The sequence below is a fragment of the Pseudomonas sp. R4-39-08 genome, assembly GCF_003852275.1.
GTDB lineage: Bacteria > Pseudomonadota > Gammaproteobacteria > Pseudomonadales > Pseudomonadaceae > Aquipseudomonas.
This window is the reverse complement of sequence record NZ_CP027733.1, coordinates 712,185-728,349: the sequence shown is the minus strand read 5'-3', so window position 1 is coordinate 728,349 and position 16,165 is coordinate 712,185. Positions and strand designations below refer to the sequence as shown.

Genomic DNA, 16,165 nt, shown 5'->3' with positions numbered 1-16,165 from the left:
TTCAGGCACTTATCTTTTGCTGTCGGTTGAAACCACGCATGCGCCTGAAGCTGCTGACCAATCTCAATACCCTTTTATTGGTGGCCGTGTGCCTGGCGCTCGGGGCGACGCTGTGGTGGTCGCAACGAGCACTGGAGCGCCCGTACCTGTTGATGGAGCGCTATCTGGGGCTGTCCCAGGCCTTCGAGAACCAGGCCGCACGCAATATCGACGACTACCTGGCCAGCGGCGATGCCCTGCGCTTGAGCAGCGCCGGCCAGAGCCTGGAAAGCCTGCTGCAGCAGCTCGATTCACTGCCGCCCGAGTTGGCCCAGAACCTGCGCCCCAGCCTCACGGAGCTAGACGCCTTCAGCAAAACCGACCTGCTCGCCGCCGGTAAACTGGCCGGTGACCCGCAAGCGCTGTTATTGCAGGCCGAACGCGAGCTGGGGGCGAACCTGGAGCAACTGAGCCAGTACGCCAGCGCCGTGAATGCCCCGGACGCGGCGCGCTATCTGCCGCCACTGCTGGCCGCCTCGCAACACCTGGGCAAGCTGTCCCTGGCCCGGGACAAACTGGTGAGCAGCGGTCGCGCCGAATTGGCCGATGATGTCGAGCGTGAAATCGCCAACATTCGTACCCAGGCCGACCTGTTGGCCCAGCTGCCTTTGCTCGGGGTGAAGGCCAGCGCCGAATCCAGCAGCGACGATTTTTCCGCGTTGATGGGCCTGGAAAACGCTGAAAAAACCGAAGCCCAGGACACCGGCGTCGACCTCAAGCGTGAACTCAACAGCCTGTTGACCCGCTACCCCGCCGAACTCAAGCGCACCCGCGAACAGATCCAGCAACGCACCGACCTCGCCGCCGCCACACACATCGAGATCACCCGCGTGCGACAAGCCATCGCCGGCCTGGAGCCGGTGGTGCGCGCGCAGCACGCCAACATCCAGGGCGAAGTGCGCCTGATGCAGGGGCTGATGATTGGCCTGATCCTGCTGATCGCACTGTTGATCGATACCCTGCAACGCCGCCTGGCGCGGGTGCTGACCCACCTCGCCCCGGCGCTGTCCACCTGGGCCGAAGGCAACTTCAGCCAGCCGATCGCCTTGGGCAGGACCAACCGCGAACTGCGCGACATCGAAGCCTCGCTGAATCGCCTGCGCGCTTATCTGGTGGACCTCGTCGGCACGATCCGCGGCAATGCCGAAGAAGTCGCTGGCAGCAGCCGCACCCTGGCCGAACTGAGCAGCGGTTTGCACGACGGCGCCGAACGCCAGGCCGGGGACACCGCGCAGATTCGTGACTCCCTGGGCGAACTGGAGGCGACCATCCAGCAAGTGGCGGGTGATGCCAGCCAGGCTGCGGGCGCCAGTCGCAGTGCCGGTGTCGCCGTGGAACAAGGTCAGCGGGTAATCGGCTTGAGCCTGGCCGGGTTGCATGCCCTGGTGGGTGAAGTGCAGCAAAATGCGCAGATGATCGAGAAACTCGCCGCAGAGTCCGCCACCATCGGCGGCGTACTCACGGTGATCCGCTCGATCGCCGAGCAGACCAACCTGCTGGCGCTCAACGCGGCGATCGAAGCGGCCCGCGCCGGTGAGGCCGGGCGCGGTTTTGCCGTGGTCGCCGATGAAGTGCGCTCCCTGGCCCAACGTACCGCCGGCGCCACCGCCGAAATCCAGGGCCTGATCGCCGGCCTGCAAACCGCCGCCCACCAATCGGTACAAGGCATGCGGGCCCAGGTCGAACACGCCGAAGCCACCGCCGAGCAAGCCCAGGCCGCCGATGGCGCGCTGGATGAAATCGTCGGGGCGATCCAGACCATCTCCGCGACCGCCGTACGCATCGCTGACGTGACGGCGCAGCAAAGCGGGGCCGTGAGTGAGATTCGCGACAACAGCGAAAGAATTCACCAACTGGGTGAAGACAACCTGCGGCGTATCGGCCAGGGACGCAGCCAGGGCGAGCATCTGCTGGTGCTGGGCGGACAGCTCAATACGGCTGTAAAAGCCTTTCGGGTCTGACCCGACCTTGCGCCCAGTGAAGATCAAAATGTGGGAGGGGGCTTGCTCCCGATAGCGGCGGGTCAGTCGAAGCATTTATAACTGACACACCGCAATCGGGAGCAAGCCCCCTCCCACAGTGGATCCCCATTGAATTCATAACAGTGTTGCCAATGACCAGATCTTGAGCCACAGTCACAAATTTCGCGCAATCCTCGCTAATCGTGCTGGCTACTGCATAGAACTGGACAGTCACAAAGGCTTTGCGGCATAGTCGCCGGGTTCTGCCGTACCCCACCAATAACAAGGAACAGCCGATGGCGACCTTACTGGTTCTTCACGGACCCAACCTGAACCTGCTCGGCACCCGTGAACCGGGCGTCTACGGGGCAGTGACCCTGGATCAGATCAACCTCGATCTGGAACAGCGGGCCCGTGTCGCCGGCCACCATTTGCTCTACCTGCAAAGCAATGCCGAGTATGAATTGATTGATCGCATCCATGCCGCGCGTGGCGAAGGCGTGGATTTCATTCTGATCAATCCCGCCGCTTTTACGCACACAAGCGTTGCATTACGTGACGCGCTGCTGGCGGTGAGCATCCCATTCATCGAAGTGCATTTATCGAACGTGCACAAACGCGAAGCTTTCCGCCATCACTCTTACTTCTCCGATGTAGCGGTAGGAGTGATCTGCGGCCTTGGCGCCAGCGGTTACCGACTGGCCCTGGAGGCCGCCCTGGAACACGTTGAAGAACAGGCTAAACGCCCCTGACCGACCCTTGGGAGTTGATGATTCATGGATATCCGTAAAGTTAAGAAACTGATCGAACTGCTGGAAGAATCCGGTATCGACGAGCTGGAAATCAAGGAAGGCGAAGAGTCCGTACGGATCAGCCGCCACAGCAAGACCCCGGCTCAACAGTTCTACGCGCCACAGATGCAAGCGCCGGCTCCGGCCGCTGCCGCACCTGCAGCCGCTCCAGCCGCCGCCGCGCCTGCGGCGCCAGCAGCCCCTGCGCTGAACGGTTTCGTGGTCAAGTCGCCAATGGTCGGTACTTTCTACCGCACCCCGGCACCGACCTCGCCAGCCTTCGTTGAAGTGGGCAAGACCGTGAAAGTGGGCGACACCATCTGCATCGTTGAAGCGATGAAGATGATGAACCACATCACGGCTGAAAAAGCCGGCGTCATCGAATCCATCCTGGTAGAAAACGGTCAGCCGGTTGAGTACGACCAGCCGCTGTTCACCATCGTTTGAACCGCGGAGCGCCTTCGATGTTGAAACCTGCGAAGAAACTGCAAAAAGTCCTGATCGCCAACCGCGGCGAGATCGCGCTGCGTATCCTGCGCGCCTGTAAGGAAGAGGGCATCAAGACCGTCGCTGTTTACTCGACGGCCGATACCGAATTGATGCACGTGAAACTGGCGGACGAGAGCATCTGCATCGGCCCGCCCCTGGCGACCAACTCGTACCTGAAAGTCTCGAACATCATCGCTGCCGCCGAAGTGACCGGCGCCGATGGCATTCACCCAGGCTACGGTTTCCTCGCGGAAAACGCCGATTTCGCCGAACAGGTGGAAAAATCCGGGTTTGCCTTCATCGGCCCGAAAGCCGAAACCATTCGCCTGATGGGCGACAAGGTCTCGGCCAAGGACGCCATGATCGCGGCCGGCGTGCCTACCGTTCCCGGCTCCGACGGCCCGCTGCCGGAAGATGAGGAAACCGCTCTGCGCATTGGCCGTGAAGTCGGCTACCCGGTGATCATCAAGGCCGCCGGTGGCGGTGGTGGTCGCGGCATGCGCGTGGTGCACAAGGAAGAAGAACTGATCGAAGCCGCCAAGCAGACCCGCTCCGAAGCGGCTGCCTGGTTCGGCAACCCGATGGTCTACCTGGAGAAGTACCTGACCAACCCACGTCACGTGGAAGTGCAGGTACTGTCCGACGGCCAGGGCCATGCGATCCACCTGGGCGACCGCGATTGCTCGCTGCAGCGTCGTCACCAGAAGGTACTGGAAGAAGCCCCGGCACCGGGCCTGGACGAGAAAGCCCGCCAGGAAGTCCTGGCGCGCTGCGTCAAGGCGTGCATCGACATCAACTACCGTGGCGCCGGTACTTTCGAGTTCCTCTACGAGAACGGCCGTTTCTACTTCATCGAGATGAACACTCGCGTGCAGGTAGAGCACCCGGTGTCGGAGATGGTCACCGGTATCGACATCGTCAAGGAGATGCTCAGCATCGCCGCCGGCAACGTGCTGTCCTTCACCCAGGACGACGTGAAGATCCACGGCCACTCCCTGGAATGCCGGATCAACGCCGAAGACCCGCAAACCTTTATGCCGAGCCCAGGCCTGGTCAAGCATTTCCACGCGCCCGGCGGCAACGGCGTACGTGTGGATTCGCACCTGTACAGCGGCTACAAGGTTCCGTCCAACTACGACTCGCTGATCGGCAAGCTGATCACCTGGGGCGCTACCCGCGATGAGGCCATGGCCCGCATGCGCAACGCCCTGGACGAAATCGTGGTCGACGGCATCAAGACCAATATCCCGCTGCATCGGGACCTGGTGCGTGATGAAGGCTTCTGCGAAGGTGGTGTGAACATTCACTACCTGGAACACAAGCTGGCCAACCAGTAAGTGCTCCACCCAACATAGCCGCCTTCGGGCGGCTTTGTTGTTTCTGGAACTCCGATTGATCGTTCCCACGCTCGGCGTGGGAACGCCTCTTGTGACGCTCCGCGTCACGGACGCGGAGCGTCCAGAGCAGCATTCCCACGCTGAGCGTGGGAACGATCGTCACATTTGGTCGGCGTTCAGTCAGTAATGTCGTCTTCTGCTGTTCGCTCGCGTAAACTTGCGCGCTTTCGCAGCCCCATCCCCGCTGCACACTCATTTTTTCAAAGGTGCCCGCCATGCCTTGGCTGCAAGTCCGTCTCGCCATCAGCCCAGAACAAGCCGAAACCTACGAAGACGCTTTCCTCGAAGTCGGCGCCGTGTCGGTGACCTTCATGGACGCTGAAGACCAGCCGATCTTCGAACCGGAACTCAACACCACCCCGCTGTGGTCCCACACCCACTTGCTGGCCCTGTTCGAAGACGGTACCGAGGCCGCCAGCGTGCTGGCCCATCTGGAATTGCTCACCGGCACCCCGCTGCCGGAGCATCACAGCGAAGTGATCGAAGACCAGGATTGGGAACGCAGCTGGATGGACAACTTCCAGCCCATGCGTTTCGGCCAGCGCCTGTGGATCGTACCCAGCTGGCACGCCGCCCCCGAGCCGGATGCCGTCAACCTGCTGCTGGACCCGGGCCTGGCGTTCGGCACCGGCACTCACCCCACCACCGCGCTGTGCCTGGAATGGCTGGACGGCCAGGACCTGAGCGACTGCAACGTGCTCGACTTCGGCTGCGGCTCGGGGATCCTGGCCATTGCCGCCCTGCTGCTGGGCGCCAAGCAGGCCGTGGGCACCGATATCGACGTGCAGGCCCTGGAAGCTTCCCGCGATAACGCCGGGCGCAACCACATTCCCGAAGGCAAGTTCCCACTCTATCTGCCTGAGGATTTGCCCCAGGTACAGGCCGATGTGCTGGTCGCCAACATCCTCGCCGGGCCGTTGGTGTCGCTGGCGCCGCAGTTGTCGAGCCTGGTCAAGCCTGGCGGGCGCCTGGCACTGTCGGGCATTCTCGCCGAGCAAGGTGAAGAGGTCGCCGCCGCCTACGCCAGGGATTTCGAGCTGGACCCCATCGCCAACCGTGACGGCTGGGTACGCATCAGCGGTCGTCGGCGCTAGAATGAGCGCTTGTCTGAATCGGATGGCCGCATGAGCGACAGTTTCGTCACCCAGTGCCCGCATTGCCAAGCACGCTTTCGCGTCAACCACGCTCAATTGAGCGTGGCCCGTGGCGTGGTGCGCTGCGGCTCCTGCCTGCAGGTGTTCAACGCCGCGCGCCAGTTACTGGAGCAGCGCGCCCAGGTGCCGGCAGCGCAACCTGAACAGTCCGGCGCTGATGAACCCACGCCTGAGCCGCCGCGCGCAATCAGCCAGAAACAGTGGACAGCCCAAGAGCTGGACCTGGACAACCTGGACCTGGACGAGGAACTGGCCAAGCTCGAGCGCCGCGAAATTCAGCACACCCAGCCCGTCGGCGCGGACCGCCGCCAGCCCGGTGCCGAGCGTCGGCACAAGGAAGATGCCCTCAGCGCCAGCCGCAATACAGTCAAGGCCGAGGAAGAAAAGTGGGCCGCCAGCCTGTTCAGCGAGCCGCCGCAAGAGCGCGTCCTGCCCGCCGAAGCCGAGCCGGAGCCGAGCGAGCGCACCGAGCCGTCCCTGTCGTTTCACCGCGACGATCTCGACGACGACGAACCGCCACTGCGCTCGACCCCGGACGACGATCCCGATCCACCCTTCACGCCCCTGACGCCAGCGGCGCAAGCCACCGACGACCGCCCCCACGCCCGGCGCAAGCGCGCGCGTGCCGAGGCCAATGTCGACGAGGTGTTCCAGGACCTGGAGGACGACCCGCTGCACCTGTATGCGCAGAAGCGTCCGTCAGGCCTGGGCCGCCGCCTGACCTGGATCGTGCTGGTACTGCTCGCCGCCGCGGGCCTGGCGGGCCAGTACATCGCCTATCAATTCGACGAACTGGCCCGCCAGGACGCCTACCGTCCGTGGTTCCAGCAACTGTGCCCGAAATTGGGCTGCACTGTGCCATCACGGGTCGACATCGCCCACATCAAGAGCAGCAACCTGGTGGTGCGCAGCCATCCGGAGTTCGCCGGGGCGCTGGTGGTGGATGCGATCATCTACAACCGCGCGACCTTCTCCCAGCCCTTTCCGCAGCTGGAGCTGCGCTTTGCCGACTTGAACGGCGGCCTGATCGCCAGTCGGCGCTTCAAGCCCGCCGAGTACCTCAGCGGCGAGTTGGCCGGGGTCAGTGAAATGCCGTCGCAGACACCGATCCACATTTCCCTGGACATCCTTGACCCCGGCAGCAAAGCGGTGAACTACAGCCTGAGCTTCCATTCGCCCGAGTGAAGCTGCGCCAGTACCGAGGTTTGACGGCGGTTTATTGACTGCGCCGACGTCAACCAAACCGCTGGCGATAAAAAAATAACTGTTCAGATTTTATCCAATTCAGCCTTTATCCAGTCATCGAGAGCGGGTATCATGCCAACCCTTTTTCGAACTCTAATGATCCGGCCCCACAACAGGGAAGTCCTATGTCGGCGGTACGCATCGGCCCATATACATTGCACAACGGCTTGATCCTCGCCCCAATGGCGGGCGTCACGGACCAGCCCTTTCGTCAGCTCTGCAAACGTTTGGGCGCGGGTCTAGTAGTCTCTGAAATGGTCACCAGCGACATGAGTTTGTGGAACACCCGCAAGTCGCGGATGCGCATGATCCACGAAGGTGATCCCGAGCCACGCTCGGTGCAGATCGCCGGGGGTGATGCGCAGATGCTGGCGGAGGCGGCCCGGGCCAATGTGGAGCTGGGTGCGCAGATCATTGATATCAACATGGGCTGCCCGGCCAAGAAGGTCTGCAACAAGGCCGCAGGTTCCGCCCTGCTGAAAGATGAGCAGTTGGTTGCCGAGATCCTGCAGGCCGTTGTCGCCGCAGTCGATGTGCCGGTGACCCTGAAGATTCGCACCGGCTGGGACCGGGACAACAAGAATGGCCTGACGGTGGCGAAGATCGCCGAACAGGCAGGTATTGCAGCGCTGGCGGTGCATGGCCGCACCCGCGCCGACCTTTACACCGGGGAAGCCGAGTACGACACCATCGCCGCGATCAAGCAGGCGGTGTCGATGCCGGTATTTGCCAATGGCGATATCGATTCAGCCGAGAAAGCCCGGCGCGTGCTGCACGCAACCGGTGCCGACGGCGTGTTGATCGGCCGGGCCGCCCAGGGGCGGCCATGGATTTTCCGCGAGATCGAGCACTTCCTGCGTACCGGCGACGTGTTGCCGGCACCGGGACTGACCGAGGTGGAACGTATTCTGCTAGAGCATCTGGCCGCCCTGCACACCTTCTATGGGGATGTGATGGGCGTACGCATTGCTCGCAAGCATGTCGGCTGGTACCTCGCCACCTTGCCGGGCGCCAGGGAATTTCGCGCTCAGTTCAACCGTTTGGATGAAACGCAGGCACAGGTCGCCACCGTTCGTGAGTTCTTCGCCGAACGTGACAAGAGCCTGGGAACAGGGGATGGAGAAGGGGTGGCCGCATGACGATGATGACCGAGACTTTAGTGAGTGGAACAGCACCCGTGAGCGACAACGTCAATTTGAAACAGCACCTCAACACGCCGAGCGAAGAAGGCCAGACCCTTCGCGGGAGTGTCGAGAAGGCGCTGCACAATTATTTCGCCCACCTCGAGGGCGCTTCCGTCACGGACGTGTACAACCTGGTGCTCTCCGAAGTCGAGGCGCCCCTGCTCGAAAGCGTGATGAACTACGTCAAGGGCAACCAGACCAAAGCCAGTGAGCTGCTGGGCCTCAACCGGGGCACGTTGCGCAAAAAGCTCAAGCAATACGATTTGCTGTAAGCATTCAATCAAACCAGAAAGGCGCCCGCGTAAAAACGGTCGCCTTTTTTGCTGACTCCTTTGCTTTTGATGGAAATTGAGATGACCGACCAGACTACCCGCCTGCCGATCCGCCGCGCCTTGATCAGTGTTTCCGACAAGACCGGGATCCTCGAATTTGCCCGGAGCTTGCAGCTCCTTGGCGTGGAAATCCTCTCCACGGGCGGGACCTTCAAACTGCTGCAGGACAACGGCGTGGCCGCAGTAGAAGTCGCGGACTACACCGGTTTCGCGGAAATGATGGACGGTCGGGTCAAGACCCTGCACCCGAAAATCCACGGCGGCATCCTTGGCCGCCGCGGTATCGACGATGCCATCATGAACGAGCACGGCATCAAGCCGATCGACCTGGTGGCGGTTAACCTCTACCCGTTCGAAGCCACCATCAACAAGCCAGGCTGCGACCTGCCGACCGCCATCGAAAACATCGATATCGGCGGCCCGACCATGGTTCGCTCGGCCGCCAAGAACCACAAAGACGTGGCCATCGTGGTCAACGCCAGCGACTACACCCAAGTGCTCGACAGCCTCAAAGCCGGTGGCCTGACCTACGCCCAGCGTTTCGACCTGATGCTCAAGGCGTTCGAACACACCGCCGCCTACGACGGCATGATCGCCAACTACATGGGCACCGTGAACCAGGCCGCCGACGTCCTGAGCACCGAAGGCCGCAGCCAGTTCCCACGCACCTTCAACAGCCAGTTCATCAAGGCCCAGGAAATGCGCTACGGCGAGAACCCGCACCAGAGCGCGGCGTTCTACGTGGAAGCCAAGCCGGCCGAAGTGGGCATCGCCACCGCCACCCAGTTGCAAGGCAAAGAACTGTCCTACAACAACGTGGCCGATACCGACGCCGCGCTGGAATGCGTGAAAAGCTTCGTCAAACCGGCCTGCGTGATCGTCAAGCACGCCAACCCGTGCGGCGTGGCCGTGAGCCCGGACGCTGAAGGCGGGATCCGCCAGGCGTACGAACTGGCCTACGCCACCGACACCGAATCGGCGTTCGGCGGCATCATTGCCTTCAACCGTGAACTGGATGCCGAGACGGCCAAGGCCATCGTCGAGCGTCAGTTCGTCGAAGTGATCATTGCGCCAAGCGTCAGTGAAGAAGCCCGAGCCATCGTCGCCGCCAAGGCCAACGTGCGTCTGCTGGCCTGCGGCGAATGGTCGGCTGACCGCGCCGCTGCCTGGGACTACAAGCGTGTCAATGGCGGTTTGCTGGTGCAGAGCCGCGACATCGGTATGATCGGCAGCCAGGACCTTAAAGTCGTGACCAAACGCGCGCCGACCGAGCAGGAGATCAACGACCTGATCTTCGCCTGGAAAGTCGCCAAGTACGTTAAGTCCAACGCCATCGTCTACGCCAAGAATCGCCAGACCATCGGTGTCGGCGCCGGCCAGATGAGCCGCGTGAACTCGGCACGTATTGCTGCGATCAAGGCCGAACACGCCGGTTTGCAGGTAGCCGGCTCGGTGATGGCTTCCGATGCGTTCTTCCCGTTCCGTGATGGTCTGGACAATGCCGCGAAAGCCGGTGTGACCGCCGTGATCCAACCGGGCGGTTCGATGCGTGATGCTGAAGTCATCGCTGCTGCCGACGAAGCTGGCATTGCGATGGTGTTCACCGGCATGCGCCACTTCCGCCACTGATCGATCGTTCCCACGCTCTGCGTGGGAATGCCTCTTGTGGCGCTCTGCGTCACGCTTTGGGACGCGGAGCGTCCCGTGTTGCATTCCCACGCAGAGCGTGGGAACGATCATGCTAACGAGGTTTTTGAAATGAATGTTTTGATCATTGGCAGCGGTGGCCGTGAACACGCCCTGGCCTGGAAAGTTGCCCAGGACCCACGCGTCCAGAAAGTTTTCGTTGCACCGGGTAACGCCGGTACCGCCATTGAAGCCAAGTGCGAGAACGTCGCTATCGACGTGCTGGCCCTTGAGCAACTGGCAGATTTCGCCGAGCACAATGTCTCCCTGACCATCGTCGGCCCGGAAGTGCCGCTGGTGGCCGGCGTCGTCGACCTGTTTCGCAGCCGTGGCCTGGATTGCTTCGGGCCGACCGCCGGCGCCGCTCAACTGGAAGGTTCGAAAGCTTTCACCAAGGATTTCCTGGCGCGCCACAAGATCCCGACTGCCGACTACCAGAACTTCACCGAGATCGAGCCGGCCCTGGCTTACCTGCGTGAAAAAGGCGCGCCGATCGTGATCAAGGCCGACGGCCTCGCTGCGGGTAAAGGCGTGATCGTCGCCATGACCCTGCAGGAAGCCGAGGACGCCGTGCGCGACATGCTCGCCGGCAATGCCTTTGGTGACGCCGGTTCGCGCGTGGTAATCGAAGAATTCCTCGACGGCGAAGAAGCCAGCTTCATCGTGATGGTCGACGGCAAGAACGTACTGCCAATGGCCACCAGCCAGGACCACAAGCGCGTCGGCAACGGCGACAGCGGCCCGAACACCGGAGGCATGGGGGCTTACTCCCCGGCGCCGGTGGTCACCGCCGACGTGCACCAGCGCGTCATGGACCTGGTGATCTGGCCGACCGTGCGCGGCATGGCCGACGAAGGCAACGTCTACACCGGCTTCCTCTATGCCGGCCTGATGATCGACAAAGCCGGTAACCCGAAAGTCATCGAGTTCAACTGCCGCTTTGGCGACCCGGAAACCCAGCCGGTGATGCTGCGCCTGCAGTCGAGCCTGGTGTTGCTGGTGGAAGCCGCGCTGGCCCAGGCCCTGGACAAGGTCGAAGCCCAGTGGGACCCACGCCCGAGCGTCGGTATCGTGCTGGCGGCCGGTGGCTACCCTGCCGATTACGCCAAGGGCGATGTGATCGAGGGCCTGGAGGCGGCGGCAGCTCTGGAAGGCAAGGTGTTCCATGCTGGCACTGCGCTGAAGGACGGCCAGGTCGTCACCGCCGGTGGCCGCGTGCTGTGCGCCACCGCCATGGGCGCCAGTGTCGACGCCGCGCAGCAACAGGCGTACAAACTGGCCGCGAAAATCGACTGGAAAGGCTGCTTCTATCGCACCGACATCGGTTACCGCGCCATTGCCCGTGAACGTGGCGAGAGCAACTGAGTAGCTATCCGTTCGGGTAGGTAAGGGCCTCTGGCCCTTGCCGTACTCATGCCCCCCGCGCATAGTTAACCCGTGCATTCACCTACGAAGGGACTTCGCCTTGCGCTGGCTCAGGATCGCCTTAGCTTTTACAGTCAGCCTGCTGACCTTGCTCTGCCTGGCCCCGGCTCAAGCCGCTGCGCAAGGCAGTGGTTGGGCAGTATTGCTCGATGAGCAGGCCGACCTGCAACTGAGCGATATCCGCTCCGCCCGCTACACCAATCAATTCAGCCCCATCGAACTGGACCGGATTACCGCCGCGCAGCCAGACGGTGCGTTGTGGGTACGCTTCAAGCTGCAACCCGGCAAGCATGAACAAGTGCTGCGGGTGTTCGCGCCGGACCTGTCGCACCTGAGCCTGTATGTGTTGGACGGCGATACCCTGGTGGAACAGCAGACCACCGGCACGCGCCAGCCCCAGGCCGAGCGCCCGCTGCCGAGCAGTGACTTCATGCTCCCGATGCCGCAGAGCCAGCGCCCGCTCGAGGTGTACCTGCGCCTGGTGTCGGAGCACGAGCTACGCCCTTACATCACGCTGGAACCCGCCGTACTGGCCGCCGCCAACCAGAACCAGACGCTGCTCTATGGCCTGTTGTTCGGCGTGCTGCTGATGCTGATCCTGCATAACCTCACACGCTTCGCCTACCACCGCTCGCGCAGCAGCCTGTGGCTGGCGGCCTGCGAAGTGCTGCTGATGCTCAGCCTGGCGCTGTTGCTCAACGTGGTGGGGCCATGGCTGCCGAACTGGCATGCGATCCAGACCCCAGGCGCCTACCTCGCGCTGCTGCTGACCGCGCCCTGCGGGCTGATGTTTGCCTATCGTTTCTTCATGCCCCTGGGCCCACACCCGCTGAACAAACTGTTGATGGCCGACATCTTGTTGATCGTGCTGTGTGGCCTGCTGCTGTTGTTCGTCAACACCCTGCCGCTGAATATCATCACCTACGCCCTGGTCGCGCTGGCCGGCCTGAGCATGCTGTTTGTCTCGGCCTATCACTGGCAAAGAGGCTATCGCCCGGCGCGCCTGTTCGTGGCCGGCATGGTGGTGTTCAACATCGGCACGCTGATCATTCTGCCCGCCCTGCTCGGCCTCACGCTGGTGGCGCCGCAAGGCCTGATCGTGACCCTGCTCACGTTTATCTGCCTCAGCGGCCTGTTGATGAGCCTGGCCCTCGGCGAGCGCCAGCGCGCCATTGTCGAAACCCGCTTCAGCCTCAGCCGCGACCTGGCCGCCAGCAACGCCGAAATTGCCGCCAAGGCCGAATTCCTGGCGAAGATCAGCCACGAAATCCGCACCCCCATGAACGGCGTGCTGGGCATGACTGAGTTGCTGCTGGGCACGCCGTTGTCGGTGAAACAACGCGACTATGTGCAGACCATCCACAGCGCCGGCAACGAGTTGCTCACGCTGATCAACGAAATCCTCGACATCTCCAAGCTCGAGTCGGGACAGATCGAACTCGATGATGTGCAGTTCGACCTCAACGCGCTGATCGACGACTGCCTGAGCATCTTCCGCGCCAAGGCCGAGCAGCAGAATGTCGAGCTGATCAGTTTCATCCAGCCCCAGGTGCCGCGCGTGATCAGCGGTGATCCGACACGCCTGCGCCAGGCGTTGCTGAGCCTGCTGGAAAACGCCCTGCACAAAACCGACGAGGGCGAAGTGCTGATCGTCGTGGCCCTCGACGAACGCAGCACCCAGCCACGCCTGCGCATCGCGGTACAAGACAGCGGCGTGCCGATGGAAGCCGCCGAACGCGACGCCCTGCTGCACAGCGAACTGCACAGCAAGAACTTCCTCTCGGCGACACGCTTGAGCGGCCACCTGGGCCTGGTTATCGCACGTCAGTTGATCCTGTTGATGAACGGCGAGTTCGGTATCAAGAGCGGCAGTCACCAAGGCAGCACGCTGTGGCTGACCCTGCCGCTGGACCCGGAACGCCTCGAGCATCCGACCTCCGATCTCGACGGCCCGCTCAAGGACGCACGCGTACTGGTGGTGGACGACAACGACACCTGCCGCAAGGTGCTGTTGCAGCAATGCTCGGCCTGGGGCCTGAACGTCAGCGCCGTGGCTTCCGGCAAAGAGGCCCTGGCCCTGCTGCGTACCAAGGCGCACCTGCGCGATTACTTCGACGTGGTGCTGCTGGACCAGAACATGCCCGGCATGACCGGCATGCAGCTGGCGGCGAAGATCAAGGAAGACCCGAGCCTGAACCACGATATCCTGCTGATCATGCTCACGGGCATCAGCAACGCACCGAGCAAGATCATCGCGCGCAACTGCGGGATCAAGCGCATCCTGGCCAAACCGGTGGCCGGCTATACGCTCAAGACCACCCTGGCCGACGAACTGGCCCAACGCAGCAAAGGCGTGACCCACCCTCGCCCCGCTCCAGCCGCCCCGGCAGTGATTACGGTGCCCAGCGACTTCCGCATCCTGGTGGCCGAAGACAACAGCATCTCTACCAAAGTGATCCGCGGCATGCTCGGCAAGCTCAACCTCAACCCGGACACCGCCAGCAACGGCGAAGAAGCGCTGGAGGCGATGAAAGCCCAGCGTTATGACCTGGTATTGATGGACTGTGAAATGCCGATCCTCGATGGTTTCTCCGCCACCCAGCAACTGCGCGCGTGGGAAGTCAGCCACCAACGTGTACGCACGCCGGTGGTGGCGCTGACCGCGCACATTCTTTCGGAACACAAGGAACGTGCGCGCCAGGCCGGGATGGATGGGCATATGGCCAAGCCGGTGGAACTGTCGCAGTTGCGCGAGCTGGTGGAATTCTGGGTGGCGCAGCGCCAACAACGGCCAGAGCACGCCCCCTCCTGACTGATCGTTGACTGATCGTTCCCACGCTCCGCGTGGAAACGCCGCCTGGGACGCTCCGCGTCTTGCGCCTGGCGTGACGCGGAGCGTCACCGGATGCATTCCCACGCGGAGCGTGGGAACGATCAGCGCGTGGGAACGATCAGCCCCCTCCCACATTTGATCTCTGGCGCCTGATAGACTCCTCCACACTTCCACCACCCGCGAGCCGCCCCTCATGCTCCATGTGTTGTTCAGCGTTTACCTGAAGATGCTGGTGCTCTATAGCCCGTTCTTTGTGCTGTCCTGCTTTATCAGCCTGACCCGTGGTTATTCCAGCAAGGAGCGGCGGCGCCTGGCGTGGAAAGTCGCGCTGGCGACGCTGGTATCGAGCGTGCTGCTGTACCTGTTCGGCCGGGTGATTTTCAGTGTGTTCGGTATCACTGTGGATGCCTTCCGCATCGGTGCCGGCAGCGTGCTGTTTATCTCCGCCCTGGGCATGGCCCAGGGCAAGTCGGCGGTGCAGACCGATAACGTGCAGCAGGACGTGACCATCGTACCGCTGACCATCCCGCTGACGGTCGGCCCCGGCACCATCGGCGCGCTGCTGGTGATGGGGGTAAGCCAGCCCCACTGGGACGACAAGCTCACCGCCATCCTCAGCATCGCCCTGGCCAGCCTTACCGTGGGCGTGGTGCTGTACCTGTCCAATCGGATCGAACGAATTCTCGGCGACCAGGGCTTGCAGATTGTCAGCCGGTTGATGGGGTTGTTCGTGTGTGCCCTGGCCGCGCAAATTATCTTTACCGGGGTGCGCGGTTATCTGGTGACCTAGATCCGGTATTTGGCAATGGCCGACTGCACCTTGTCGCCCGCGCTGTCACGCATCAATTGAAGGGTCTTTTCGTTGACCACCGAGGTATTCAGCACCAGGCAGGTCTGCCCGCTGAAGGCCTCGAACGATGAGCTGTCCCATTCAAGGAACGGCAAACCCACCTGTTTACTCACGCCATGGCTGCTGTAGGTCACCAGCACCATCATCACTTCGCCATTGGTTTGCGCGCAGGACGCCACGCCAAAGTCACCGCCCTGGTGCACGCTGCAGTTGCGCTTGAACAAATCGAACGACGCCGGCTGTTGCTTCAAGGCTTCCAGCGCATCCGCGGCCAGTTTCGGCAGCAGGCTGAGCAGCGGCCCCGACAACGACATCGAAGCGAGCATCGCGCCGATGATATTCAGTGCGGCCAGTTGCACCGTCAGCCCCTCGCCGACCCGTGAGACTCGCTCAAAACTGCTGCGCAACGGTAACCAGCCGAGGCTGACCATGACCTTGATAAATTCGTCGTACCAGGCCTCGGTGCCCCGATGAACCTTCAATACATCGCTCACATAGCTGCTGGCCAACAGGTAGCTTTTGCGAATGTACTCGCGGTTAAGCCCGGACAACCCCTCGGCGAAAGAAATCACGCCGTTGTTGACCACCGCCGCATTGCAGTCATCTTCGGTGTCCAGCGGTGAAGCCGCGTGCGTAGCTGGCGCACCCGGCAATTTGTAGGCGGCAATCAACTTGCGCCTTTTGGTACTGTTGATCCTTCTGTGATGTCGCTCCATTTCCAATTCTCCACGTACACCCCGACTCGGGGCTTGTAACCACACTAGTCCACTGACCGGCGG

13 protein-coding genes are annotated in these 16,165 nt (G+C 62.4%); 12 read left to right on the top strand and 1 reads right to left on the bottom strand.

Annotation, left to right across the window (positions count from 1 at the left end):
* Positions 1-38: 38 nt before the first annotated feature.
* From C4J88_RS03085 to C4J88_RS03020, 12 genes are all read left to right on the top strand, one after another.
* Complete coding sequence (locus C4J88_RS03085) at positions 39-2,000, top strand: methyl-accepting chemotaxis protein (protein ID WP_124406190.1); 1,962 nt, start codon at positions 39-41, stop codon at positions 1,998-2,000.
* Between the two features lie 296 nt (positions 2,001-2,296).
* Complete coding sequence (gene aroQ, locus C4J88_RS03080; RefSeq protein WP_065951442.1) at positions 2,297-2,752, top strand: type II 3-dehydroquinate dehydratase; 456 nt, start codon at positions 2,297-2,299, stop codon at positions 2,750-2,752.
* A 24-nt stretch (positions 2,753-2,776) separates the two neighbouring features.
* A complete protein-coding gene (accB, locus tag C4J88_RS03075) occupies positions 2,777-3,238 on the top strand; it encodes an acetyl-CoA carboxylase biotin carboxyl carrier protein (protein ID WP_012721998.1) in 462 nt (153 codons plus the stop codon).
* Positions 3,239-3,255: 17 nt separating this feature from the next.
* Entirely contained in the window at positions 3,256-4,617 is a 1,362-nt protein-coding gene (gene accC / locus C4J88_RS03070; protein ID WP_124365687.1) for an acetyl-CoA carboxylase biotin carboxylase subunit, read from the top strand.
* 275 nt (positions 4,618-4,892) lie between these two features.
* On the top strand, positions 4,893-5,771 hold the full coding sequence (gene prmA, locus C4J88_RS03060; RefSeq protein WP_124406188.1) for a 50S ribosomal protein L11 methyltransferase: 879 nt from the start codon (positions 4,893-4,895) through the stop codon (positions 5,769-5,771).
* A 30-nt stretch (positions 5,772-5,801) separates the two neighbouring features.
* Positions 5,802-7,016: a DUF3426 domain-containing protein gene (locus C4J88_RS03055; protein ID WP_124406187.1), complete on the top strand. Its 1,215-nt coding sequence runs from the start codon at positions 5,802-5,804 to the stop codon at positions 7,014-7,016.
* Between the two features lie 185 nt (positions 7,017-7,201).
* On the top strand, positions 7,202-8,215 hold the full coding sequence (gene dusB, locus C4J88_RS03045) for a tRNA dihydrouridine synthase DusB (RefSeq protein WP_124406186.1): 1,014 nt from the start codon (positions 7,202-7,204) through the stop codon (positions 8,213-8,215).
* The gene (gene fis / locus C4J88_RS03040; protein ID WP_003221275.1) at positions 8,212-8,532 is read left to right on the top strand and encodes a DNA-binding transcriptional regulator Fis; all 321 of its coding nucleotides are present in this window, start codon (positions 8,212-8,214) and stop codon (positions 8,530-8,532) included. The genes dusB and fis overlap by 4 nt, the downstream gene beginning before the upstream one ends.
* Before the next feature lie 81 nt (positions 8,533-8,613).
* Complete coding sequence (purH, locus tag C4J88_RS03035) at positions 8,614-10,221, top strand: bifunctional phosphoribosylaminoimidazolecarboxamide formyltransferase/IMP cyclohydrolase (protein ID WP_124406185.1); 1,608 nt, start codon at positions 8,614-8,616, stop codon at positions 10,219-10,221.
* A 129-nt stretch (positions 10,222-10,350) separates the two neighbouring features.
* Positions 10,351-11,643, top strand: coding sequence for a phosphoribosylamine--glycine ligase (gene purD, locus C4J88_RS03030; protein WP_124406184.1), 1,293 nt, complete (start codon positions 10,351-10,353; stop codon positions 11,641-11,643).
* 100 nt (positions 11,644-11,743) lie between these two features.
* The gene (locus tag C4J88_RS03025; RefSeq protein WP_124369433.1) at positions 11,744-14,515 is read left to right on the top strand and encodes a hybrid sensor histidine kinase/response regulator; all 2,772 of its coding nucleotides are present in this window, start codon (positions 11,744-11,746) and stop codon (positions 14,513-14,515) included.
* A 214-nt stretch (positions 14,516-14,729) separates the two neighbouring features.
* Complete coding sequence (locus C4J88_RS03020) at positions 14,730-15,326, top strand: MarC family protein (protein ID WP_065883442.1); 597 nt, start codon at positions 14,730-14,732, stop codon at positions 15,324-15,326.
* Here the strand turns inward: C4J88_RS03020 and C4J88_RS03015 are convergent.
* Positions 15,323-16,102 carry a hypothetical protein gene (locus C4J88_RS03015; protein WP_124365679.1) on the bottom strand — a complete coding sequence of 260 codons (780 nt, stop codon included), beginning with the start codon at positions 16,100-16,102 and terminating at the stop codon, positions 15,323-15,325. The two genes, C4J88_RS03020 and C4J88_RS03015, sit on opposite strands and share 4 nt — an antisense overlap.
* Positions 16,103-16,165: the final 63 nt, after the last annotated feature.

Bases quoted from the DNA above. Each gene is read 5' to 3' on its own strand.
- C4J88_RS03085 (WP_124406190.1), top strand. From the start codon at position 39: ATGCGCCTGAAGCTGCTGACCAATCTCAATACCCTTTTATTGGTGGCC.
- aroQ (WP_065951442.1), top strand. From the start codon at position 2,297: ATGGCGACCTTACTGGTTCTTCACGGACCCAACCTGAACCTGCTCGGC.
- accB (WP_012721998.1), top strand. From the start codon at position 2,777: ATGGATATCCGTAAAGTTAAGAAACTGATCGAACTGCTGGAAGAATCC.
- accC (WP_124365687.1), top strand. From the start codon at position 3,256: ATGTTGAAACCTGCGAAGAAACTGCAAAAAGTCCTGATCGCCAACCGC.
- prmA (WP_124406188.1), top strand. From the start codon at position 4,893: ATGCCTTGGCTGCAAGTCCGTCTCGCCATCAGCCCAGAACAAGCCGAA.
- C4J88_RS03055 (WP_124406187.1), top strand. From the start codon at position 5,802: ATGAGCGACAGTTTCGTCACCCAGTGCCCGCATTGCCAAGCACGCTTT.
- dusB (WP_124406186.1), top strand. From the start codon at position 7,202: ATGTCGGCGGTACGCATCGGCCCATATACATTGCACAACGGCTTGATC.
- fis (WP_003221275.1), top strand. From the start codon at position 8,212: ATGACGATGATGACCGAGACTTTAGTGAGTGGAACAGCACCCGTGAGC.
- purH (WP_124406185.1), top strand. From the start codon at position 8,614: ATGACCGACCAGACTACCCGCCTGCCGATCCGCCGCGCCTTGATCAGT.
- purD (WP_124406184.1), top strand. From the start codon at position 10,351: ATGAATGTTTTGATCATTGGCAGCGGTGGCCGTGAACACGCCCTGGCC.
- C4J88_RS03020 (WP_065883442.1), top strand. From the start codon at position 14,730: ATGCTCCATGTGTTGTTCAGCGTTTACCTGAAGATGCTGGTGCTCTAT.
- C4J88_RS03015 (WP_124365679.1), bottom strand. From the start codon at position 16,102: ATGGAGCGACATCACAGAAGGATCAACAGTACCAAAAGGCGCAAGTTG.